This is a genomic window from Pseudanabaena minima str. Chao 2107, assembly GCF_051131155.1.
Classification (GTDB): domain Bacteria; phylum Cyanobacteriota; class Cyanobacteriia; order Pseudanabaenales; family Pseudanabaenaceae; genus Pseudanabaena; species Pseudanabaena minima.
Genome location: NZ_CP159508.1, coordinates 4,865,134 through 4,886,740 on the forward strand (window position 1 = coordinate 4,865,134; position 21,607 = coordinate 4,886,740).

Sequence of the window (21,607 nt, forward strand, 5' to 3'; positions counted from 1 at the left end):
TGTTAAATGTTATCTTTACTTTCTTTTACTGCGTTTCCACAAAGCTTTAGGTATTCCTGTAATCGCTCCACCAACACTTCCTAAAGCCCCACCAGCTAAACCGCCAACACCAGCAGTCACACCACCTGCTAATGTGCCTAAACCACCGCCAATCATTTTGCCAACGCCTTTAGTTTTATTCCAAACTCCTCCCTGTTTCCAATTTTTCATTCCTTCCTCTGCTAGATCAGACCCACCACTCATCAAGGCACGACCCGCAGAGCTGCCCATCTTCGCACCTGTAGATAAACCTTCGATCGCACCTTTACCTGTTTCGTATGCACCTACTGCGATCGCCCCACCCAATGCTCCAGCCACACCACCAGCCACAGCACCTACGCCACCAGCCACAGCACCTATACCACCTGCAACTGTACCCAAACCACCACCAATCATTTTGCCAACACCTTTAGTTCTATTCCACGCTCCTCCCTGTCTCCAATTTCCCAGTCCTTCCTTGGCTAGTCCCATTCCCCCTTGAGCCACTTCCTTCCCTCCCAGTAATAAGGCGGCTCCTGGTGCAGCCATTTCTCTACCACGTTCAAAAATGAATTGATTGCCTGCAAAAGGATTATCATCATACTGTCCAACTTTTTGATTTACACCAATTTGGCTATCCCTTAAACCAACTTGTTCACGGGCTTCACCGTCGATACCTACTTGCTCTTGTTGTTCTTTGAATGCTTCATCTTGGAGCAAGAATTTAGTGTGATTATTGGGACCACCACTCTCTAAGTTATGTAGAAAGAATTCAGCATTTCCTTTCCCTGCATACAAACCTGATCCGCCAATATGCTTACCCCCTGCGAGATCCACGATGTCACCTGTGGCAAGATGATGCACAACTTCTGGTCTTTCATCTTCTTCCATATCATTAACATTGTTATTAAATTGTCTAACTTGTTCTTGACTAATCCCAGGAGCTTGAAAGGTGACGACTTTACTGATGTTACCCGTAAAAGCAGAAGCAGCATGTTGGGCTAATGCACCTCCTAAACTATGCCCAGTCACCACCACTTTCCCCCCAGCTTGACTAATTAATCCTTGAATTTGATCTTGTTTTAACTTAAATGCGGTAAATCCAACTGCAACTGGATCGGCATCAGCTAATGCATCACCAGTTTTAGCAAAGTCAGTTCCTTTGAAAGCCAAAACAGGTTGTTTGTCAGAGCCTTCTTTGGGCATGATTAACCCGCAAAATAAACCTGAACCTTGGACTGTACCAAGCCAATTCCTTTGATAGCCTTGATTATCTAGCCACTGCCCCATGTCTTCTGGTATGCCATCGATACCTTTATAGGCTAGTTTATGAGCGATCAGTTCATACACAACATCTAAGCTGTCAACTTTGCTTGCAGCATTTTTATCTACTAGATCTCTCTGAATATGGGATAGATTGGTATACTGCTCATTCTGAATTGACTCACCTAAGATTGGGAATTCTATACTTTTTCCCTGTTCCTCTTCGATCTTTTCTTCTTTTACATCCTCTTGAAGTTGAACTGATTGATTTTGAGCTATTTGATTAATTGGCAGATTAATTTGTGGAACAACTTTAGACACAGTTGCATCGGCTTCTTGTGCATACTTGTCATTTGGCTTACCAACATTCAGCTTTGTCTGAACTACCATTTTTCGCGCTGCCACCTTTAATCGATTCTCTGGACTTCTTTGAACTGATGGAGCAGATTCAGGTGTTGGCGTATTAATTAACTTCTCTAATATATTTTCAGAAGATTTTAATTTCTCTGATAGTGGTTTATCTTGGGCTGAAGAAAGAGGTTCTTCTTCTTGTGTTGCAAGTGGAGCAAAGGGTCTAGTTTGCAGGTTAAGCGATGTAGGCTTTACTGAAGGTGTTATTCGCGATAATCTATCATTTATATTCCCCATGTCTAGCCAACTCCTAATGGTTTCGCTGCAAATTTGCTACCAAATATCATCAAAGAAAGAGTTACTAAATAGTATCATGTTTTTTTAATCAATAAGCAAAAAGTAATAACCTCATTGCGTTCAGAGATATTGCATTCATAAATCATCAAATTATCCAACCAATTTGCGATCGCTTATTTAGCCATCTTCCTAATCTAAATACCACCAAGCAGCCACCCCTCACGCTCTATGTCAAAGGCACTAACTTCCAAATTCAAGTCTGGCGAGCGCTTCTGCGAATACCCTTTGGTGGGATTACGACTTATCAGGGTTTAGGGCGATCGCTTGGTCGTCCTAATGCTGCTAGAGCGATCGGTAATGCCGTTGGCAGCAATCCCATTAGCTTCCTGATTCCCTGTCATCGGGTGATTAGGGAATCAGGGGAGTTAGGTGGCTATCGCTGGGGATTGGAACGCAAGACGGCAATATTAGGCTGGGAGGCTAATTCTGTCTTGCATACTTAAGCGAATCGAATAAAAGCCAGCGAGATCTCCGACCAGTTTTTTGCCTTCATAGGGATTAATGCTATAGCAAAGCAAGGTTTACTTAGGACTTAAACCCAGAAGATGAGTTGCGGCGGTTTGTACCGCAACTCATCTTCTGGGTTTTGGTTTGTACTGACTAACTCTTTTTTTCTATAATAGTGTCCTGAATAATCGCTTTAAGTTTCTACTTCGATTTAGGAGTCAGCTTGGCGATATCTTCTTGATCTTCCTTTGTAAAGCGAACTTCGTAATCAATCAATTGATATTTCCTAATACCTTATCTAGAGCATAGGTTTCATCGCTTTTTATTTGTTGCAGTGATAGTTGAAGGCTTTCTCTAAATCTCGGAATGGATAATAATTCTAGAGCTTCCTAAAAACTTTCATACTCCTTGCATGATAGAAGCATCGTAGAATCATTAGTGCGCTCGATCTTATAGATCTTACGGTAGTCCTCAACAAGTAAGGATGAGTTGTAGTGATGAATGAAGAACTAGGTATTTGTACAAACTATGGCACTTTTCATAATTTTATTACAGAAAACAAGGTTCTCTGTAATAAAATTATGAAAAGTGATGGCTTTTGTTGTTCGATTTGACTGTCCTTTCGCGCTTCGCATTTCTTAGTATAGGTGTTTTCTCAGCGCTGTCTTGGTTCATTTGTCTTCATTTTGAAGTTATTGTTCTAAAAGAGGTTTTTATTTTTGTAGTTATCTTTGACCGTTTCCTTTTGTTCATTATTGTCCAACTTTATCATTGGATTATACCAAGGTATTTTATCTCCTTGCATATCACCGGCTAATGATCCTGCTAATGATTTTGCTAGGGCTGTCGCTATCTTTGATGGTGCAATGGATGCAAGCAAAATATACAGGGCAAGATTTTTAGTTTTCAACTCATCAAACTTTGTCGATAACTCATTAAATTCTTCAGTTTTCTTGATCTTTCGGTCATAACGTAATGAAGCTAACTTATTTGTAGCTTTCATTCTTGCTAAAGAAACGTTATTCAATCCTGGGGTTACCTGTACTTTTTTATTTCCTTTTTCTTTCATCCAACCTTGATTTAATATCTTTGCCACACCTTTATCCCAGTTAGCGTTTCTGTAACCAATCCTGCTGGAACTACTCTCGTACATCCTCATATTGGATAAAACCATTTGATTCTTAACTCTGGAGAGTCCCTTCTTTTCCAGCTTTTTATGTTCGACTTCCCTCATTTCTTGCACTCTAGTGATTAGCTCACTTAACATATCAATAAAACCTTTCATAGTTTCCACTAGCGGATCGTTTTCGGTGAGATAGCTTTTTGCTTTACTTAATATCGTACTGAAATAACCACTGGTTATACTCCGAACATGAGGATTTTCCATAATGGATCTAATTTCTTTCACGCATTCGGCAACCTCTTTCTGAGCATCAGTCCCTTTATTCTTGATATAGGTATTTGAAATATCTCTGGATGTATTTTTGAGAAGATGATAGCCCTCCATCAGCATAAATGGATTGCGTTGAATCAAATTAGGATTCTGGATATTTCTTTGGACTTTACTTCTTACTTTACTAGCTGCTCCTTGCTGCACAGTGTGTGTTAACTCATGAGCAATTAGCTCCTGACCGCTCTTACTGCTGGGATTGTATGCCCCCTGTCTAAAAAATATGTCCTGCCCAGTGGTAAAAGCCTTCGCTTGAATCGATTGATTGAGTTGGTCAGATTGCGAATCTGTATGCACTTTCACGCCGCTAAAATCTGCACCCATCGCTTGCCCCATCTTTGATTGAAGGTTGGGATCTAAAGATTGACCACTACCCCTTGCTTGCTGAATCGATGACTCTAAGTCCGTTGAAGCCTCCCCACCTTTCAGATTCTCCCGTCTCTGCACCAAAGACTTTGTTTGTAATTCTTCGTCTTCGTCTTCCATCGCCTCTTGTCGCTGAATCTTAGAAATCTCAGGCTTCATTTGCAATTCTTCATCTTCAGATTCCATTGACTCTTGCTTTTGGACAGATCTCCCCTGCGGTGATGAATTAATTTTCTGCACTACCTTAGCCGCAGTAGTATCTGCTTCTTTCTCATATTTATCATTTGGCTCGCCAATATTCAGCTTTGCCTGAATTTGACTCGATGCTATCTCATGTTGAGGTTGCATTCTTGAAATTAGCTTACGATTTTTTCTTTGGACTACATCGATAGGCGATCGCGATTCGGTTATCTGCATATCGATCAGTCTTTGTAATAAATTTTCTGACTGATGATTTTGAGTACCCCTTGACGCTTTTTGTATTTCAATCGGATCTGATTCTTCTGACTTAACGGGTGCAAATGGTCTAGTTTGCAGGTTTAAGGTCGTTGACTTTTTAGTGGAAAATATTTGTAAAGGTTTTTCTTTTCTAAGTCTCATGCCATATACCTATACAGCTAATTACTCTTAAAGGGTTTGTTTCAACAATACGCTTTATATTACCATTTCTATTCTTGCATAAGCAGCTATACATTTGCAATGCTCCTTTTAGGTCTTATCTTGGCATTTCGAGCATAAGAACTAACGCTGCAACATTGCCCAAACAAATCCTGAGCCTTTGCCTTGAACTCTTGCCATCTGAATCCATAGCAAAGTCATATGTTCTAAATGTAAGCTCATGGATAATTTACCTGTATCTACTGGTTCCCATCCTAATTGCGAACAGAGAGAACTTACTGCCTCTTTGGCAGACTGATCATTACCTGCAATTAGCATCGCAGGTTTCAAATCGCCATAGTCAGCATAGGTACTATCTTCAAAGTTCTCATAGCCATAAATAGTAAAGGCTTTCACCACAGGAGCATTAGGCACAAATTCTTGAATGGTTTCACTTCCAGAGGCTTGACTTTGCAAACCATGCGATAAATTTGCACCAACAGGATTAGTGCAATCCACTAAAATCTTGCCATCCAGCAATGATTTCACAGGAGCAAGTGCTGTCTCGATCGCATTAAAAGGAGTTGCTAAAAACACTATTTCTGCTTCTTGGACAGCTTCTAGCGGAGATTTGACGATCAGTTCAGAATTGCGGCTGGTGGCTTCTAAAACTGACTTGGATTGCGGATCACGGGCAGCGATGAATACTTGATGTCCGAGTTTTTGTAAGTGATCGGCTAGGGGTGCGCCGACATTACCAGTGCCAATGAATGCAATTTTCATAAAGTTATTCCTAATGCGGTAGTGCCAAAGAAGTAATGATTTTTGAGTAAGGAAGTGCCGCGCGAAGCGCGGCACTTCCTTACTTGTTTAATGCTTCTAATACTAATTTTGCAGTTTCTGAACCAGAGTTTTGCTGTTGACCTGTAATCAAATTACCATCACGGATCGCATGGGGAGAAAAAGGTGCTTGAGTCACAAAATTAGCCCCTAATTGTTTTGCTTCATCTTCAATCCGAAAAGGCATTACTTTCTGACCAACAACTTGATCCGCATAGTCTTCTTCACTATTAGCAAAACCTGTAATCGACTTACCTTGAATTAAATATTCGCCATTAGGGAGTTTGGTTTCCAATAATAGACAAGTGCCATGACAGAGCGCCGCCGTTGGTTTACCCGTTGCATAGAAGCTGCTAAAAAGTTGGACGAGATTTTGATCTTGGCGGAAGGTGAACATCGGCGATTGACCACCACAGACTACGATCGCATCGAAATCATTGATATTGAGCGTAGCGATCGCAGGCGTGTTTTCCAGCAATTGCATAAATTCTGGTTGATTGATGTATTGCAGGGACAGCAGATCATTCTTGGAATAACCCGAAGCATCACGGGGATCGCTCAAGCTATCAAATTCCACTTTACCGCCCTTGGGACTAGCGATCGTCACCTGACATCCTGCATTCATAAATGCATCATAGGGATGAATCAATTCCGCAGCCCAGAAGCCAACGGGAATCCCTAAAGTCGTTGAAGTGGAAGGATTGGCAACAATTAAGAGAATTTGTTTGCTCATGTTTGGATTGCATCAAAAATCACTACAACAAGTGTGGATCGAGTATCATTTATTTGTCCAATGGATAATTTATATAAAAATCATTCATAGTATGAATTTTAATTTGAGTCAGATTGACCTCAATCTATTGGTAGTGTTTGATGCTCTCATGCGCGATCGCCATGTCACCCGTGCGGGAGAACGCATTGGCTTGAGCCAACCTGCCACTAGTAACGCTCTAGCACGATTGCGATATCTGACTCAAGATGAATTATTCATCAGGGCAAAATCAGGACTACAACCTACACCCGTTGCGATCGCCTTAGCAAACCAAATTCAACCTGCTTTGCAACAGATTCAGATAGCGCTGTCATCGGAAGCAAGTTTTGAGCCAATGACTAGCGATCGCGTATTTGCGATCGGCATGACTGACTATGTGGAATTTGTGCTGTTACCACCATTGTTAGAGAAATTAGAACAGGCTGCCCCAAATCTTAAAATCCAAGTGCGTACAGGCGATCGGCAGCAGTTATTTGATTTGTTAGATAATGGCAAAGTCGATCTGATCTGTGGTGTATTTCCTGAACAGATTCCTTGGCATCAAGAACAATTACTTTTTCAAGAGCGCTTTGTTTGTGCCTGTCGTCAAGACCATTCCTTAATTCAAGATTATCTGTCGTTAGAAGAATATCTCACAACTTCCCATCTCCTCATTTCGATCAAGGAAGATATGGTTGGGAGAGTTGATGATACCCTTGCAATTCAAGGGCTCAGCCGTAATATCAGACTTTCTATTCCTCATTTTCTGGTTGCACCCTCTATCATTGCGCGTACAGACTTGATTACTACTCTCGCCGAACGAATTGCGATCGCTTTTGCTAAGGACTTGAACCTCAAAGTTTTTCCTTGCCCCTTAGAAATTGATGGCTTTTCCGTAGTCATGCGCTGGCATCAAAGCACAACCAATCAAAGCACCCATAAATGGTTATGCCAGCTTTTTACTGAAATTGCAGTCAATATTTAAAGTTGTATCTACTATAATTGATGTAAGGATTAATACATGAATTTTAGGTTTTATCATCTATATTTTAGCTATAAAAAACTCTAAACATCTAAGTTACATAATTTTAGCTGTTAGCAATTTCAAACTTTGTAAACAAAAAATACTTGCAATTTTGGTAAAAATAACTATAATAAGGATATACACAAAACTACCCCACTAAAGCCATGAGCGCGATAACCGTCAATCCTGCTGTGAGCCTGAAATCCGATACTTTAAACATCGCTACAGATGAATATGGATTGCTCACAGACCTTTATCAACTGACGATGGGTGCTTGCTATGTGCATGAAGGATGCGATCGCAAACGGGCTAGTTTTGAGTTATTTGTGCGTCGCCTTCCTGAGGGATTTGGATACTTAATTGCAATGGGTATTGCCCAAGCAGTGGAATACTTGCAAAATCTGCATTTTACCTCCGAGCAAATCACCGCTTTGCAAGCAACAGGAATCTTTGCTAGTGCCGATCGCCGCTTTTGGGAATTGCTAGCGAACTTCCGCTTTGAGGGCGATCTTTGGGCAGTACCAGAGGGAACAGCGATGTTTGCCAATGAGCCTTTCTTAAGAATTGAAGCTCCCCTTTGGCAAGCACAACTAGTTGAGACTTACCTCTTAAACACGATCAACTACCAAACCTTAATTGCCACTAGAGCCGCGAGAATGCGTGATGTTGCAGGCGATCGCATTACCCTTTTAGAATTTGGCACAAGACGTGCCTTCAGTCCCCAAGCTTCGCTTTGGGCAGCCAGAGCCGCCCTCGCCGCAGGCATGGATGCTACCTCTAATGTACTAGCTGCCCTGAAACTCGGCAAACAACCTAGCGGCACAATGGCTCATGCGTTGGTCATGGCATTGAATGCAACGGAAGGTAGTGAAGCCCAAGCCTTTAGTGCTTTCCATCAAGTTTTTCCTGAGAGTCCTCTTCTAATTGATACCTTTGATACGATCGCTGCTGCTCGTAATCTTGCCGAGAAGGTCAAATCTGGTGAGATGCAAGTAAAAGGAGTTCGCATTGACTCAGGTGATATGGCAACAGTTTCTAAAGAAGTAAAAGCACTTCTACCTGATGCTGCCATTTTTGCCAGTGGCGATATTGACGAAGCCGAGATTCTTCGCTTGAAAGCATTAGGAGCGCCCATTGATGGCTATGGCATCGGCACAAAATTAGTCACAGGTGCGCCCGTAAATGGAGTTTATAAGTTAGTGGAAATTGATAATATTCCTGTTTCCAAAAAGTCAAGCGGCAAGCAATCGATCGCTAGTCGTAAACAGGTCTGGCGTAGTTTCGAGAATGGTGTAGTAATTGGTGATCGCCTCACCCATATTTCCGCGATTCCTCAACACGATGAGCAACCTATCTTAGAACTGATCATGCACAATGGCGAATTATTGAAACCTTTGGATGATTTAGATGCGATCGCCAAACGTACTCGTAATTCTGTACAGTCCTTGCCTCAAGCAGTTCGCAATATTGCTAATCCAGAGACAGTTCTGGTAAAAGTTGACATGGCTTAGGAGCTATTCCGCAAACATTTCCGCCAAAATATCAAGAACTTCCCTTTGCTCATGTTGGCTAATTTGACCAATCTTTTTCACCAATCGAGATTTATCCACTGTGCGAATTTGATCGAGGACTATTTGTCCATCTTTACCCTGAAACTGACAAATAACACGAGTGGGATAGATTCTGCCTTTAGTTGTCATCGGCGCAATAATCACTGTGGAAATATAGCGGTTCATCTCATCTGGTGAAACAATCACGCAGGGGCGAGTCTTTTGAATCTCGCTACCGATCATAGGATCGAGATTAACCAGAAAAACATCAAACCGCTTAGCTACCACTCCCATTCAGTCTGCTCCCATTCTGTTGGATTAACTTTATCTAAAAGCACATCGTCTTGATATGCTGCCATTGCTGCAAAAGCTTGATCCCAACCAGTCCGCAATTGTTGTAGAGGTCGAATAGTTAAGCGATCGCCGTCAACACTAATTTCAACTTCTGTTTGAATTCCACTTTGTTCTAACAAGGTTTTGGGAATACGGATGCCTTGTGAGTTCCCTATTTTAATGATGCGAGTTCTGATAGCTATACTCATATTCAAATAACTTTCAAGCAAAAAGTAATTACATTGTAGCTACTTTTGATGAAAATTGCTAATTGAATATGATGTATTGACATTGTATATACAAAGCCTTAGGATTGTTTATGAAAAGGTGTTTCAGAGATTAGTTATGTCTACGCCATCTCAACAAACGACAGATCTGAATAAACCCGCAAGTAAAGCTCGCGACCTGTCGATTAATCTGCGGATTAGTCAAAACCAGCGAGACTTGATTGATCGCGCAGCAACATTGCAAGGAAAAAGTCGCTCGGAGTTTATGCTAGATTCTGCCTATCAGAAAGCACAGGACGTTCTACTCGATCGCTGTTTATTTGATGTCGATAAGCAGAGATTTCAACAATTTCTAGACCGTCTAGATGCGCCTGTCATGCCCAATGAAAATCTGCGGCAGTTGCTTACTGCTAATGCTCCTTGGGATTAATCTGTGATGTCCGAATTAGAACAGGTTCTTAATCGACCAGAAAAACTCAATGCATCGCATCAAATCGATCAATTTGATTGTGGAAATGTTCAACTCAATGACTGACTGAAACATAGAGCTTTAAAAAACGAGTTGCAAGGTGCTTCGCGAACCTATGTTGTTACAGTTGAGAAGGTGGTTATCGCCTATTATTGCCTAGCGAATGGTGCGATCGCGCAGACAATCTCCACAGGCAAAGTTAAGCGAAATATGCCCGATCCTATTCCTGTAATGATTATTGGACGTTTGGCAGTTGATCTTAATTGGCAGGGTAAGAGAATTGGCAAAGCCTTGCTCAGGGATGCGATACTTCGTACTTTACAGGCTGCTGAAATTGCGGGAATTAGAGCAATTTTAGTGGAAGCAATTTCTGAAGAGGCAAAGCAATTTTATGAGAAGTGTGGTTTTACGGTTTCGCCTATTGCGCCGATGACTTTGATGATTACAATCAACGATGCAATTTCGTCTTTAATCTAGGCTGATCTATCTAACTAAACTAGCTAATTTCTCTTCATCTAGATCCACACCTCGACGTTCTAAATATTGGCGGAGGTTAATTTGAATGAACAAATCTTGTAATTCTTCGGCAATTTCGGCTGGTGGATTGCCTGATAGAGCCGTTGCAATTAGCCTGTTAGCAATCTCAAATTCTCCACATTCGATCGCTAAAGATGCAGCACTACGATGTAAAACTGAACGGGTTGGTTCAGATTCCCAATGATTAGCAATTAAAGCAGCGGCGCTTGATTCTTTGGTAAATGCCTGTCTCCGTAGATGATTAGATTGTTCTACTTCACCTCTAAGTTTAGCTACTTGAGCCAATTCTGCTAAGTCCATTGCTTCTCTATGTAATACATTAACTTGGGTCATTTTTTTGCTGTGATTGCTATTGGTTTGCTAAATTCAACTACTACAATATAAGCAGGTAGTAAGCCATCAGAAGGTTTAGTCTGTTCTAGTTTTTGCTTGAGTCTGATATTGATACGTTTTTCGTCACCTGCGCGAATACCTGATATTTCCAATCTTGCTTTGTTTTGAAATGGAAGTAGAGAATCATCATTTTCAGTACCTAGCCAGTAATCAAATCCTGTACCTTTGCGCGATCGCTCAATAACCGTAAAGTCTGTGAGCCTAGTAATAATCATAAAAGCAATACCGTAAGCTGCTTGCTCTGTTGTATATTCTAAATCATTCCAACATCGAAGCATCTGTTGTGTGACGGGTTGCCAGTACAACTTAAATACTTCTTGAAAGTCGCCTTCAACTATAAGGTTTATGCCTTGAGGATGTCCGCGATCGCTTAGGCAAACAGCACAAGCTTCGGCTAAGGTAGCCCCAAATACAGGAGTAATTGCTGGGAAACCATTAGCCAATTCAGCTAAAATGATTGGGTCAGAGTTTTTAGAGTCTATATCAGATATTGTGTTGGACTTAAGTGTATCTTAATGATAAACACCTATTTATTTTTAAAGTCGCCAATATTTGCATCGCTATAGTCGCGATATTCCCCCTAGTTTTGAACAACCATGAAAATCAAAAGTTTCACCTTTAGAAATAACACGCAAAACTGGCGGTTAAGTGAAATTAAATTTGACAATTTGAACTTATTAGTTGGTAGTTCTGGCGTTGGAAAGACAACAATTCTCAAAGCACTTGCGCTCATTTTCAATGTTGCACAGGGTAAAGTCCTACCGTTAGAAAATCTAGAGTGGACTATTGATTTTTCTCATTTAGGGCAAGATTATAGATGGGAAATCACAACGAATTCTATTCAAGACTCTTTCTCAAGTGAACAAGTAAAAGTCGAAATTTCAGAAGAAAAGCTTATTAAGTTTGATGATAACGCAGAAATAGAGATTTTACATCGGAGCAAAACAAGGTCGAAATTAAATGGTGAAAATTTGCGAAAGTTTAAGAAAACAGAAAGTGCAATCAGTCTCTTAGCAGAAGAAGAATCTATAGCACCTGTAACTGAGGCATTCAAAAGATTTATTGTTAAAGTAATACCTCAAGATTTAATTGCCTCGATTGGATTTGATCCCAGCAACAAGCTTGTGTTGTCAGATTATGAGATAGAAAACTCAGATGAATTTATTCATCTAAAAGAATTCAAAGAAGAAGCTGTAGATGCTCCTACAGTCCTCACGGCTTATTATCTAGAAAAAAATTTCCCTAAAGCTTTTGATGAAATAAAAGATGTTTATACTGAGATATTTCCTAATGTAGAAGATGTCAGAGTCAATGCTGAGCTAAGATCCGATAATAGATATACTCTTTTAATTGAAATTCTAGAGAGAGGTTCAGCAAACTGGATTTCTCAGTTAGCAATATCGTCTGGTATGTATCGTGTACTAACTTGTTTAATAGATATTTTTGCTGCACCTGATGAATCAGTAATTATCATTGATGAGTTTGAGAATAGCTTAGGCATTAACTGTATGCCCCAGTTAACAGATTTCATTTTAGACAACTCTCCTAACCTTCAATTTATCCTAACCAGCCATCATCCCTACATCATCAATAACATCCCTTGGAAAACTTGGCAATTAGTGAGCAGAACCAACGGCACAATCAGAACCAGAAAAGCTGTAGATATTCCTGAACTCAATACAGCATCTAGCTTAGACAAATTCACGCAACTAATTAACTTACTCGAACATGAGGAACAAACTGCGTGAATCTCTTGTTCTTAGTTGAAGGAGGCAAAACCGAACCGAAAGTCTACAAAGCTTGGCTATCGCATCTATTCCCTGAGATCAACTTTGTAGAAAAACCTGAAGATATGACTACTAACTCATGTCGAATCATCGCAGGTAATGGCTATCCCAATATGGTGAGCGTTCCCAAAATCTATGGAGGAAGCTCCCTCTTAGAAGAATGTTTACTAGACATCAGAAACTATGACAACATCGATCATTTCTTCATTTGTGTAGACTCAGAAGATGATCCTTATCAAACTAGATTCGATGAAATTTACACCAAATTAGAAGACTTCAAAACCAAACTGGGCATAGATCAAACTCAAAACACAGAATTTCACATCATCATTCAAAATTGTTGCCTTGAAACTTGGGCGCTAGGCAATGCTGATATTCCCTATCAATACTCAGCCAAAGGTAATTCCGACTTTTTCTCAGTTTTTCAACCTTACTATGACGTTCTCACCAACGATCCCGAATTAATGAATTATCCACCTGAATATATTACAAAATCAAGATTTCACGAGAAATACCTCAAGCAATATTTGCGAGAATTTGGCTTGTTTTATAAAAAAGAAAGACCTAAGACCATTGAAGATAAGAAATATCTTGATGCACTGATTAAAAGATGTAGATCAACCAGTCATTTATCGAGTCTGAAGTATTTACTGGATATATGGGACAGGATGTAGAAAAGCGATCGCCGTTTTGATTGTCTTGAGGATTTTTGTGATCGCTATTGATTTTTAGCTTTGAGAAAGGCGATTGATCAGTTACTTGTTATCTATTAGAATTTGCCGAAGTTCAGCAACTAAAGGCTGAAGATCAAAAGTCAGGGTGTTCCATACACGCTCCAAATCAATTTGAAAATATTCATGTGCCATTGCATTTCTCATGTCAGTCATCAATCGCCAAGGGAGATTTGGATATTGAATTTTAATCTCTTCAGGAATATTTGCAGCAGCCTCACCCACAACAATAAATTTATACAAAATTGCTTGCGAGAGAATAGGATCTTGACCAAACTCCAGCATCGTTTTATCTGATGTCCATTGCTCAATATCGGCGATTGCATCCAAAATATCGCCAATTCTCAATTGCCAATCCCTAGAAGACATTGATAAGATCCTGCTTAATAGGTGTGCGTAAATGTTCCTTTAAAGACTTTTCTGTACCAACATCAATTTTGCACTGGAATAAATCCTCAAGGAAATGTTGCAGCTTGAACAACTGAAATAATCCACCAGACTGTTCAAACTCTACCAAAAAATCTATATCACTATTAGGGGTTGCCTTATCCCTAGCGACAGATCCAAACAAGTGTAAGGATTTTACACCAAGTTGTTCAAGCTCTACTTGATGATTAGTTAATGTATTTATGACATCCGAACGTCTAAGTAATTTCTCCATAAGTCACCAAACCAAAATGGCTTAGCCATAATTATTACATTGACTTGAAAATTTTGGCGATCGCTATTGATTTTTAGCTTTGAGAAAGGCGATCGCCTCAAAAAATGCTTTAACATGCATATATCGCTTTTCAGATAGGCAACCCATCAAACTAGACTATGGAAAAAGTAGCAAGTTATGAACAAGACTTCTTAACATGGACACAGCAACAGGCTGAGTACCTACAGAAGGGTCGTTGGGCAGAATTGGACGTAAAAAATTTGATCGAGGAATTGGAAGCATTGGGACGTAGCGAACAAAAAGAACTCAGTAGCTATTTTCAGGTGCTTGTAATGCACTTACTTAAATATCAGTACCAACCTGAGAAAAGAACACCGAGTTGGAATAACACACTTTCTAATTGTCGAGACAAAATTCAAGACTGTTTGGAAGACACCCCCAGTTTGCACAGATTTCTTCAAGATGCAGAATGGATAGAGAAATACTATCGACGGGCGCGGAGAGATGCAGCAAAGGAAACACAGAAACCTCTACAGACATTTCCGACTGAATGCCCATATACGATCGCTCAAATCCTCGATCCAGAATTTCTCTCCTAAACACCCAAATGAACATTGCTCTCTTTGGAACTAGCGCCGATCCACCTAGCATTGGACATCAACAGATCTTGCAATGGCTTAATAACCATTACGATCGCACAATCGTTTGGGTATCAGACAACCCATTCAAAACGCATCAAGCAAGCCTAAGCGATCGCATCGCCATGATGGAGCTAACCATCGCCGCCATCCAACCACCTGCTCAAACGATTAGCTTGCATCCCGAACTTAGCGATCCGCGTACAATTAATACCGTCGAGAAAGCCAAACAAATCTTGCCCCATGCAAACTTTACCCTCGTCATCGGTGGCGACCTTGTGCCGCAATTGCCTACATGGTATCGCGCCCAAGATTTGTTGCATCAAGTTAAGCTGCTAGTCGTGCCTCGTCAAGGTGTAAGCATTGCTACTGCTGATATTGATTGCCTTGTAAGTATGGGTACTGAAGTGGCGATCGCCCCAGACTCCACCTCAATACCTAACGTTTCTTCGTCAGACTATCGCAACAATGGCAACAGTTCAGTCATAATACCCACAGTCGCAGCATATATCCAACGAGAGTCGCTTTACGCATGGCAGACAAGTCCCGCCCCATAGCCCCCAAACCCCTAGCAGATTTTAAGGTCGGTGTTGACAACGTGATCTTTTCCGTAGATACCGAGCAGAATCGTCTATTGGTGCTACTGGTAATGCGCCAACATGAACCCTATCGCGATCGCTGGTGCTTACCTGGGACACTCGTGCGTCAAGGTGAATCCCTCGAAGAAGCTGCCTATCGGATTCTCTCTGAAAAAATTCGTGCTAAAAATCTCTATTTAGAACAACTCTTTACCTTTGGTGATATTGGACGCGATCCTCGTGAAGCTCCTGATAGCTATGCCGTGCGTTATCTATCTGTTAGTTATTTTGCTTTAGTTCCATTCTCTCAAGCGGAACTAATTGCCGATGGAGTCAGTGGAATCGCGTGGTATCCCGTCAAGCAAGTTCCCGAACTCGCCTTCGATCATAATCGTATTCTCGAATATGGACATCGCCGCCTTCGTAACAAGCTTGAATATAGTCCTGTGGCTTTTGATGTCTTGCCTGAAGCGTTCACTTTAAGTGATCTCTATCAACTTTATACAACAGTGCTTGGAGAGAATTTTTCTGATTATTCTAACTTTCGCACTCGTTTACTCAAGCTTGGATTCCTTAGCGATACTGGTATCAAAACTTCAAGGGGAGCAGGTCGTCCTGCTAGTCTCTACCGCTTTGATGCAGAAGCTTTTGCTCCATTTAAGAATAAACCAATGGTGTTTATTTAGGCTACTGTAAGGATTTGTGGTTTTCATTTTACCTGCGGCAAAATGAAAACCACTATAGTAAAATTATATTTAAGACTTACGCAAAAGGACGAAATGTAAGGGCAACTCATGAATCGCCTTTACGGTTAAATGATGCTTTCAGAGTGTTTTTGCGTAGGTTCTAATATTTTTAAGTCAGCGCATTCACCAAGTAACTAATGACCTTACAAACAGACATTGACAGCGCCGCCGCTCAACTCAAGGGCAAAACCCCTCAAGAAGTACTCACATGGGCGCTCGGTAACTATGAAAAGATCTCGCTAGCTTCGAGTTTTGGAGCCGAAGATGTCGCCTTGATCGATATGATCTCCAAAATCAAGCCCGATGCTCATGTGTTCACCCTCGATACAGGTCGATTGAATGCTGAAACCTATGAAGTAATTGCTAAAGTTCAACAAAAATATCCTCAACTTCAATTGCGAATCATGTTCCCACAGGCTGAGGCTGTTGAGCAGATGGTCAGCGCTAAGGGAATTAATCTGTTTTATGACAGTGTTGAAAACCGCAAGCAATGTTGTTACATTCGCAAGGTAGAGCCACTTGGTCGTGCGACTAAAGGTTTGGATGCTTGGATTACAGGGCTACGTCGCGACCAAACAGCCAACCGTTCCACAATGGAGACTGTTGAGCTAGATGGCGATCGCAACATTGCCAAGATCAATCCTTTAATTGATTGGACAAATGATCAAGTGTGGGAGTACATTCATGCTAATGCAGTTCCCTATAATGCTCTCCATGATCAGAACTTCCCTAGCATTGGTTGTGCGCCTTGCACCAGAGCCGTCCAAGCGGGTGAAGATCTTCGCGCTGGTCGTTGGTGGTGGGAGATGAGTAATCAAGAATGCGGATTGCATGTCACCAGTGACGGTCGTTTGGTTCGTGCAAAAGGCGAATAAATGATAAAGGCTCGCAAAGCGAGCCTTTATCATTTAAGTATTGTTCGCAAGAAGATTTAAAGTGATCAACATGGCTAATGGAATGCAATATCGCGACTGGTACTTTCGAGGATGGCGATCGCGTTATGGCTTTTGTCGAGCAAAAAATTCTGAGCGACAAAAGCCACCAATTTTACTAATTCATGGATTTGGGGCAGCGATCGATCATTGGCGGAGCAATATTCCTGCTTTGGCGGAAAATCATACGGTCTATGCAATTGATTTATTAGGCTTTGGCGGCTCAGAGAAACCACCGACGCGCTATTCGATTCATCTATGGGTAGAGCAAGTTTTTCAGTTTTGGCAGAAGTTTATTAATGTGCCAATGGTGATTATTGGCAACTCGATTGGTTCTCTTGTTGCGGCGATCGCTGCTAGTCATCATCCTGAAATTGCTTCGGGTGTGGTCGTCATCAGTTTGCCTGATATTGCTGCTTTTAACGATATGGTTCCCAAAGCATTACAACCAATTGAACGCACGGTTAAGGCGATAGTCTCGGCATTTCTGGTTAAACCACTATTCCATTTAGTGCGTCAGCCCTTTACGATTCGTTTAGTTCTTAAGGGAATTGTCTATTGCAATCCCAGTCGAGTAGATGATCAATTAGTGGAAATTATTGCTAAACCTGCTCGCGATCGCCAAGCTGCTGAAGCTTTTCTCCGTCTCAATCGCAGCATTAATCAACCCAATTATTCACCGAGCTTAACTCAAGCTCTTTCTCAATTACAAGTTCCATTGCTAATTCTATGGGGAAGTTGCGATCGCTTAATTCCACCATCTGAAGGGAAGCGATTAGTGAAATATGCACCTAATGCAACTTTAATGTATTTGGAAGGATTGGGACATTGCGCTCATGATGATCATCCTGAGCGTGTCAACCATGAAATTTTAAGTTGGCTAGCTTGATTCTAAAAGATTAGAGACGACGCTTCGCATCGTCTCTAATCTTTTAGAATTTCTTTTAGAATTTAATTTTACGTCGGTTTGGTGAAGGCAGAAGATGGTAAGAATCGCCAAGCGATTCTTACCATCTTCTGCCATTTGCGGTGTGCTTTGCCCTCCGCAAATGGCGATGTCGAACTCACGTTAATTTTTAGTGCAAAGTGCTGAAAATGGCGATAGTCATCATGTAAAATCTAAAAAGAAAAGAAAATAAAGTAACGTTTTGGCAAGTTATAGTTTAAAGTTTTTTGTAGAATTTTAAGATCATAAAAGTAGGAACTTTTTTACGATTTTGTCAGTCCTCCGTAAAATCTGAGACAAGTGCATTTTAATGATCATTGCCAAGGTTTTATTCGGATGTATCAACAAATCATATCTCAGGCATATCAAACCATAGATAAACTATGGCAACGAGCAGTCAGCGCTCCATCGGATATCGCTCTATTTATTAGCAATCTTGATGTGATTGAGCAAAGAGTATTGTATCCGCGCTATCAAAGATTTATCCAAGATTATCAACCCTTTCTCCATAGACCAACACCTGAAGAGTGCAAAATTGTCCAAGAGCTAGAAAAATATGGAGTTGCAATGGCAACTTTAGATGATTTAGCAATTCCTAATAGCGATCGCTTTTTTAGTGCTGCCCAAAATATTTCGCAAGAACTTAAATTAAATGCCCAAAATCCTCTGTATGTAGGCAAGCATACGCTCAACATTAATGCAGAGCAGATTATGCGTTACCCAGAATTATTTTTATGGGGCGCAGATGCCAAACTTCTACGCATTATTGAAAACTACCTCAAGCTACCCGTTGCCTACGACGGTTTGTCTTACTACTACAGTATTCCAGATGGCAGAGAATCTGGTCCTCGGAAATGGCATCAGGATAAAGAAGACTGGCAAATGATCAAAATAGGCGTTTATGTCAATGATGTAAACGAGGATGGTGGTCCCTTTGAATGCGCCACTCCTGAAGCAAATGAATTTCTATGTAGAACCTTGAAGACTAGATCTATACGCCGTTATAAAACTGCGTTTCATCATGAAATTCAAGAGATATTACCCAAACATATGCAGAAAAATTGGTATAAAACCTGCACGGGCAAAGCTGGAACAGTGATTTTTGTAGATACGGCACGATACTATCATCGCGGCAAGCCCCCCACTAAATTTGATCGCTCAGCGATCTTCTTTGGCTATTGCAGTCGTAAACCTAGACATCCCTTTTTCTGTGGGCGATCGCCTCTCTCTGATACAGAACTGCGATATATGGCAAGCCTTTTGCCTGAGGAGGTTCGGGACTGTGTGACTTGGCGCGATCGCTTGACAGGTTTAAGTAAATGGATTCCCAAAAATCGCCTAAGAGTATAACAAAAAGGATTGCTTTGCAATCCTTTTTGTTATCCCCAACGCAATACTGCTGAACCCCAGCTTAAGCCTGCACCAAAACCTGCGATCGCAATTAAATGATCGGGTTGAATTTTGCCAGCCTGTACCCACTCATCAAGGGCGATCGGGATTGAGGCGGCGGAAGTATTGCCATATTTACCCATATTGCTGACTGCCTTAGCGGGATCGATGCCAAAACGGTTGACTACAGCATCAATAATGCGCTGATTAGCTTGATGCAAAATTAGCCAATCGAGATCATGAACTTCTAGATGGGCATAGTGCAATGATTTTTCAATCACTTCAGGAACGCGCCTTACTGCAAACCGATAGACTTCTTGACCATTCATACTGATAGGCTCAAAGGTGCTACGCCCCAAATAATTGATATTGAGTAAATCATTACCCTTGCCATCACTTCGCATCTCGAAACCTAAGAGATGATCTTGGGGCTTACTTTCACTGCTAGCTTGCAAAACGACAGCTCCTGCGCCATCACCAAACAAAATGCAAGTGCGACGATCTTGCCAATCGACCCAACGCGAAAGCACATCTGCACCGATCAACAAGATGTTTTTATAAACTCCTGTGCGGATATATTGCGAAGCTGTGACTACACCAAATACAAATCCTGAACATGCAGCCACTAGATCAAAAGCAACGGCTCGTTCAGCTCCCAAGATTTTTTGAACTCTGGCTGCTGTCCCAAACAAGTCATCACTGGTTGAGGTGGACAAAATAATCAGGTCAATATCTTCGGGTGTCATCCCTGCGGCGGCGATCGCCTTCCTCCCTGCTTGGGATGCCAGATTTGCCACCGAATCATTCTCACCGTCAGCAATGTGACGCTCTCTGATGCCTGTACGCGAGGCAATCCAATCGTCAGTGGTATCTACCATCTGCGCGAGATCGTGATTGCTAAGTACGCGATCTGGTACTGCGGAACCACTTCCGACAAAACGCACTCCGACGAGAGAAGATTCAATATTAGTCATTGGCTGTATTTAGTCTGAATAGCTGGATAAAGGCTGAATAAAAAGTGTTACAGCGCTTTGCGCTGAAATAAAACTTCTATTTTTATGGAAATATTTGCCGAGAAACCGTTTCCATAAAAATAGAGAAATTTAGCCGATCTCGAAAGTGGGCTAAGTTGGTGGGTCATCAGGAGTGTCGTCCGCAGGGACAGATACCTTGGGCTTGATTTGACCACGAATGCGATCGAGTACGCCGTTATCGACTGCATCCTTAGCAACACGGATGGCGTTACGAATACTCACAGAGTTAGAGCTGCCATGACTAATCACACAGATACCTGCTACACCGAGCAATAAAGCTCCACCATACTCATCGGCATCAATGCGCTCTTTCACCTTTTTGAGATTAGGTTTCAAAATTAATGCGCCCAACTTGCCCCGCCAACCTTTAGGCAGCTCTTCCTTCAAAATTTGCATGACGGCATTACCGACACCTTCAGCAAATTTGAGGACAATATTGCCAGCAAAACCATCACAAACAATCACATCAAAATGACCTTTAAGAATGTCACGCCCTTCAGCATTGCCTGCAAAGGTAATTTGGGGATTGTCTTGTAGTGCTTGGTGAACACGAATTGCGAGTTCATTGCCCTTACAGGCTTCTTCGCCGATATTGAGCAAACCAACTTTAGGCTCTTTAATGCCGATCGCATATTGGCTATAGAGCGATCCCATGATGGCAAACTGCTCTAAAAACTTGGGGCGACAGTCCACATTTGCTCCGACATCGAGCAGTAATACGGGTTTATGCGCGACTTGTGTAGGAAATAGTGCGCCGATCGCTGGACGATCTACACCCGATAAGCGTCCTAAGCGTAATAGAGCGGCTGCCATAGCTGCACCCGAATGTCCTGCCGAAACTACAGCGTCAGCTTGCTTGCGCTTAACTAAGTTCATGGCAACGGCGATCGAGGAGTTGGGCTTGCGGCGCAATCCTTCTAGAGGTTCATCGTCCATTTCGATGATCCCTTCTGATGGCACGATCTCAAGGTGATCGCTTTCTTGATAGTTATGTTGCTTGAGGTAATTAGCGAGAATGTCGCGATCTCCCACTAGCGCGATATCTACACCCAATTGGGCTTGAGCTAATATTGCTCCTTCGATTATTTCGCGTGGGGCAAAGTCCCCACCCATCGCATCTACTGCAATTCTCACGTTTTGCGATCCTGTCTGCGTTTTCTGACTAAAACTGTAAAGAATTTTATTAAACCTT

General features: G+C 41.5%; 24 protein-coding genes and 2 pseudogenes. 13 read left to right on the top strand and 13 right to left on the bottom strand.

Translation table 11 applies throughout. The features are described from left to right. Window positions 1–15: 15 nt before the first annotated feature. The gene (locus ABM313_RS21955; RefSeq protein WP_434685252.1) at window positions 16–1,929 is read right to left on the bottom strand and encodes a lipase family protein; all 1,914 of its coding nucleotides are present in this window, start codon (window positions 1,927–1,929) and stop codon (window positions 16–18) included. A gap of 152 nt (window positions 1,930–2,081) precedes the next feature. Between ABM313_RS21955 and ABM313_RS21960 the strand changes: the two are divergent. Beyond that, window positions 2,082–2,432 (top strand): annotated as a pseudogene (locus ABM313_RS21960) (methylated-DNA--[protein]-cysteine S-methyltransferase); the annotation flags it as partial. 704 nt (window positions 2,433–3,136) lie between these two features. On the opposite strand, the gene ABM313_RS21965 reads toward ABM313_RS21960, so the two are convergent. The 3 genes from ABM313_RS21965 to ABM313_RS21975 form a co-directional block, all read right to left on the bottom strand. Continuing rightward, window positions 3,137–4,852: an eCIS core domain-containing protein gene (locus ABM313_RS21965; RefSeq protein ID WP_434685253.1), complete on the bottom strand. Its 1,716-nt coding sequence runs from the start codon at window positions 4,850–4,852 to the stop codon at window positions 3,137–3,139. 141 nt (window positions 4,853–4,993) lie between these two features. Beyond that, the gene (locus ABM313_RS21970; protein WP_434685254.1) at window positions 4,994–5,632 is read right to left on the bottom strand and encodes an NADPH-dependent F420 reductase; all 639 of its coding nucleotides are present in this window, start codon (window positions 5,630–5,632) and stop codon (window positions 4,994–4,996) included. Window positions 5,633–5,711: 79 nt separating this feature from the next. Further along, window positions 5,712–6,422, bottom strand: a complete 711-nt coding sequence (locus ABM313_RS21975) for a type 1 glutamine amidotransferase domain-containing protein (RefSeq protein ID WP_434685255.1) — start codon at window positions 6,420–6,422, stop codon at window positions 5,712–5,714. A 91-nt stretch (window positions 6,423–6,513) separates the two neighbouring features. Between ABM313_RS21975 and ABM313_RS21980 the strand changes: the two genes are divergently transcribed. After that, window positions 6,514–7,425, top strand: coding sequence for a LysR family transcriptional regulator (locus tag ABM313_RS21980; protein ID WP_434685256.1), 912 nt, complete (start codon window positions 6,514–6,516; stop codon window positions 7,423–7,425). Between the two features lie 203 nt (window positions 7,426–7,628). Further along, window positions 7,629–8,975: a nicotinate phosphoribosyltransferase gene (locus ABM313_RS21985; protein WP_434685257.1), complete on the top strand. Its 1,347-nt coding sequence runs from the start codon at window positions 7,629–7,631 to the stop codon at window positions 8,973–8,975. Between the two features lie 3 nt (window positions 8,976–8,978). Here ABM313_RS21985 and ABM313_RS21990 read toward each other — a convergent pair whose 3' ends face one another. Together ABM313_RS21990 and ABM313_RS21995 are read right to left on the bottom strand one after the other, a co-directional pair. After that, window positions 8,979–9,308: a type II toxin-antitoxin system PemK/MazF family toxin gene (locus ABM313_RS21990; protein WP_434685258.1), complete on the bottom strand. Its 330-nt coding sequence runs from the start codon at window positions 9,306–9,308 to the stop codon at window positions 8,979–8,981. Next, complete coding sequence (locus ABM313_RS21995) at window positions 9,296–9,556, bottom strand: AbrB/MazE/SpoVT family DNA-binding domain-containing protein (RefSeq protein ID WP_434685259.1); 261 nt, start codon at window positions 9,554–9,556, stop codon at window positions 9,296–9,298. Before ABM313_RS21995 ends, ABM313_RS21990 begins: the two co-directional genes overlap by 13 nt. Before the next feature lie 136 nt (window positions 9,557–9,692). Here ABM313_RS21995 and ABM313_RS22000 point away from each other — a divergent pair, with 136 nt between their 5' ends. Both ABM313_RS22000 and ABM313_RS22005 read left to right on the top strand, forming a co-directional pair. After that, window positions 9,693–10,004, top strand: a complete 312-nt coding sequence (locus ABM313_RS22000; RefSeq protein ID WP_434685260.1) for a DUF1778 domain-containing protein — start codon at window positions 9,693–9,695, stop codon at window positions 10,002–10,004. Window positions 10,005–10,010: 6 nt separating this feature from the next. After that, window positions 10,011–10,520, top strand: a pseudogene (locus tag ABM313_RS22005) (GNAT family N-acetyltransferase). 6 nt (window positions 10,521–10,526) lie between these two features. Here ABM313_RS22005 and ABM313_RS22010 read toward each other — a convergent pair. Beyond that, a complete protein-coding gene (locus ABM313_RS22010; RefSeq protein WP_434685261.1) occupies window positions 10,527–10,913 on the bottom strand; it encodes a hypothetical protein in 387 nt (128 codons plus the stop codon). Beyond that, window positions 10,910–11,416: a hypothetical protein gene (locus ABM313_RS22015; protein ID WP_434685262.1), complete on the bottom strand. Its 507-nt coding sequence runs from the start codon at window positions 11,414–11,416 to the stop codon at window positions 10,910–10,912. Before ABM313_RS22015 ends, ABM313_RS22010 begins: the two co-directional genes overlap by 4 nt. Before the next feature lie 153 nt (window positions 11,417–11,569). On the opposite strand from ABM313_RS22015, the gene ABM313_RS22020 reads away from it, so the two are divergent. Then, window positions 11,570–12,721: an AAA family ATPase gene (locus tag ABM313_RS22020; protein WP_434685263.1), complete on the top strand. Its 1,152-nt coding sequence runs from the start codon at window positions 11,570–11,572 to the stop codon at window positions 12,719–12,721. After that, window positions 12,718–13,434 (top strand): hypothetical protein, encoded by a 717-nt coding sequence (locus tag ABM313_RS22025; protein ID WP_434685264.1) that lies wholly within the window; start codon window positions 12,718–12,720, stop codon window positions 13,432–13,434. Before ABM313_RS22020 ends, ABM313_RS22025 begins: the two co-directional genes overlap by 4 nt. 81 nt (window positions 13,435–13,515) lie before the next feature. On the opposite strand, the gene ABM313_RS22030 is transcribed toward ABM313_RS22025, so the two are convergent. From ABM313_RS22030 to ABM313_RS22040, 3 genes are read right to left on the bottom strand one after another with little or no spacing between them, the layout of a single operon-like run. Beyond that, complete coding sequence (locus ABM313_RS22030; RefSeq protein ID WP_434685265.1) at window positions 13,516–13,860, bottom strand: HepT-like ribonuclease domain-containing protein; 345 nt, start codon at window positions 13,858–13,860, stop codon at window positions 13,516–13,518. After that, a complete protein-coding gene (locus ABM313_RS22035; RefSeq protein WP_434685266.1) occupies window positions 13,850–14,152 on the bottom strand; it encodes a nucleotidyltransferase family protein in 303 nt (100 codons plus the stop codon). Before ABM313_RS22035 ends, ABM313_RS22030 begins: the two co-directional genes overlap by 11 nt. Then, window positions 14,119–14,268 (bottom strand): hypothetical protein, encoded by a 150-nt coding sequence (locus ABM313_RS22040; RefSeq protein WP_434685268.1) that lies wholly within the window; start codon window positions 14,266–14,268, stop codon window positions 14,119–14,121. Before ABM313_RS22040 ends, ABM313_RS22035 begins: the two co-directional genes overlap by 34 nt. Window positions 14,269–14,310: 42 nt before the next feature. Between ABM313_RS22040 and ABM313_RS22045 the strand changes: the two genes are divergently transcribed. The 6 genes from ABM313_RS22045 to ABM313_RS22070 all read left to right on the top strand — a co-directional run bounded on the left by ABM313_RS22045 (window position 14,311) and on the right by ABM313_RS22070 (window position 19,342). Beyond that, complete coding sequence (locus ABM313_RS22045) at window positions 14,311–14,751, top strand: DUF29 domain-containing protein (RefSeq protein ID WP_434685269.1); 441 nt, start codon at window positions 14,311–14,313, stop codon at window positions 14,749–14,751. Between the two features lie 8 nt (window positions 14,752–14,759). After that, the gene (locus tag ABM313_RS22050) at window positions 14,760–15,347 is read left to right on the top strand and encodes a nicotinate-nucleotide adenylyltransferase (RefSeq protein ID WP_434685270.1); all 588 of its coding nucleotides are present in this window, start codon (window positions 14,760–14,762) and stop codon (window positions 15,345–15,347) included. Further along, the gene (locus ABM313_RS22055; protein WP_434685271.1) at window positions 15,323–16,054 is read left to right on the top strand and encodes an NUDIX hydrolase; all 732 of its coding nucleotides are present in this window, start codon (window positions 15,323–15,325) and stop codon (window positions 16,052–16,054) included. Before ABM313_RS22050 ends, ABM313_RS22055 begins: the two co-directional genes overlap by 25 nt. A 197-nt stretch (window positions 16,055–16,251) precedes the next feature. Beyond that, window positions 16,252–16,989 carry a phosphoadenylyl-sulfate reductase gene (locus tag ABM313_RS22060; RefSeq protein WP_434685272.1) on the top strand — a complete coding sequence of 246 codons (738 nt, stop codon included), beginning with the start codon at window positions 16,252–16,254 and terminating at the stop codon, window positions 16,987–16,989. 70 nt (window positions 16,990–17,059) lie between these two features. Then, a complete protein-coding gene (locus tag ABM313_RS22065; protein WP_434685273.1) occupies window positions 17,060–17,935 on the top strand; it encodes an alpha/beta fold hydrolase in 876 nt (291 codons plus the stop codon). 357 nt (window positions 17,936–18,292) lie between these two features. Further along, window positions 18,293–19,342 (top strand): hypothetical protein, encoded by a 1,050-nt coding sequence (locus tag ABM313_RS22070; RefSeq protein ID WP_434685274.1) that lies wholly within the window; start codon window positions 18,293–18,295, stop codon window positions 19,340–19,342. Window positions 19,343–19,371: 29 nt separating this feature from the next. Here the strand turns inward: ABM313_RS22070 and ABM313_RS22075 are convergent, their stop codons facing one another. Both ABM313_RS22075 and plsX read right to left on the bottom strand, forming a co-directional pair. Then, window positions 19,372–20,355, bottom strand: coding sequence for a beta-ketoacyl-ACP synthase III (locus ABM313_RS22075; RefSeq protein WP_434685275.1), 984 nt, complete (start codon window positions 20,353–20,355; stop codon window positions 19,372–19,374). 150 nt (window positions 20,356–20,505) lie between these two features. Next, entirely contained in the window at window positions 20,506–21,549 is a 1,044-nt protein-coding gene (plsX, locus tag ABM313_RS22080; RefSeq protein ID WP_434688555.1) for a phosphate acyltransferase PlsX, read from the bottom strand. Window positions 21,550–21,607 lie beyond the last annotated feature (58 nt).

Bases quoted from the DNA above. Each gene is read 5' to 3' on its own strand.
- ABM313_RS21980 (WP_434685256.1), top strand. From the start codon at position 6,514: ATGAATTTTAATTTGAGTCAGATTGACCTCAATCTATTGGTAGTGTTT.
- ABM313_RS22035 (WP_434685266.1), bottom strand. From the start codon at position 14,152: ATGGAGAAATTACTTAGACGTTCGGATGTCATAAATACATTAACTAAT.
- ABM313_RS22055 (WP_434685271.1), top strand. From the start codon at position 15,323: ATGGCAGACAAGTCCCGCCCCATAGCCCCCAAACCCCTAGCAGATTTT.
- ABM313_RS21990 (WP_434685258.1), bottom strand. From the start codon at position 9,308: ATGGGAGTGGTAGCTAAGCGGTTTGATGTTTTTCTGGTTAATCTCGAT.
- ABM313_RS21995 (WP_434685259.1), bottom strand. From the start codon at position 9,556: ATGAGTATAGCTATCAGAACTCGCATCATTAAAATAGGGAACTCACAA.
- ABM313_RS22065 (WP_434685273.1), top strand. From the start codon at position 17,060: ATGGCTAATGGAATGCAATATCGCGACTGGTACTTTCGAGGATGGCGA.
- ABM313_RS22000 (WP_434685260.1), top strand. From the start codon at position 9,693: ATGTCTACGCCATCTCAACAAACGACAGATCTGAATAAACCCGCAAGT.
- ABM313_RS22020 (WP_434685263.1), top strand. From the start codon at position 11,570: ATGAAAATCAAAAGTTTCACCTTTAGAAATAACACGCAAAACTGGCGG.
- ABM313_RS22060 (WP_434685272.1), top strand. From the start codon at position 16,252: ATGACCTTACAAACAGACATTGACAGCGCCGCCGCTCAACTCAAGGGC.
- ABM313_RS22075 (WP_434685275.1), bottom strand. From the start codon at position 20,355: ATGACTAATATTGAATCTTCTCTCGTCGGAGTGCGTTTTGTCGGAAGT.
- ABM313_RS21955 (WP_434685252.1), bottom strand. From the start codon at position 1,929: ATGGGGAATATAAATGATAGATTATCGCGAATAACACCTTCAGTAAAG.
- ABM313_RS21970 (WP_434685254.1), bottom strand. From the start codon at position 5,632: ATGAAAATTGCATTCATTGGCACTGGTAATGTCGGCGCACCCCTAGCC.
- ABM313_RS21985 (WP_434685257.1), top strand. From the start codon at position 7,629: ATGAGCGCGATAACCGTCAATCCTGCTGTGAGCCTGAAATCCGATACT.
- ABM313_RS22010 (WP_434685261.1), bottom strand. From the start codon at position 10,913: ATGACCCAAGTTAATGTATTACATAGAGAAGCAATGGACTTAGCAGAA.
- ABM313_RS21975 (WP_434685255.1), bottom strand. From the start codon at position 6,422: ATGAGCAAACAAATTCTCTTAATTGTTGCCAATCCTTCCACTTCAACG.
- ABM313_RS21965 (WP_434685253.1), bottom strand. From the start codon at position 4,852: ATGAGACTTAGAAAAGAAAAACCTTTACAAATATTTTCCACTAAAAAG.
- ABM313_RS22030 (WP_434685265.1), bottom strand. From the start codon at position 13,860: ATGTCTTCTAGGGATTGGCAATTGAGAATTGGCGATATTTTGGATGCA.
- ABM313_RS22050 (WP_434685270.1), top strand. From the start codon at position 14,760: ATGAACATTGCTCTCTTTGGAACTAGCGCCGATCCACCTAGCATTGGA.
- ABM313_RS22040 (WP_434685268.1), bottom strand. From the start codon at position 14,268: ATGTTAAAGCATTTTTTGAGGCGATCGCCTTTCTCAAAGCTAAAAATC.
- ABM313_RS22045 (WP_434685269.1), top strand. From the start codon at position 14,311: ATGGAAAAAGTAGCAAGTTATGAACAAGACTTCTTAACATGGACACAG.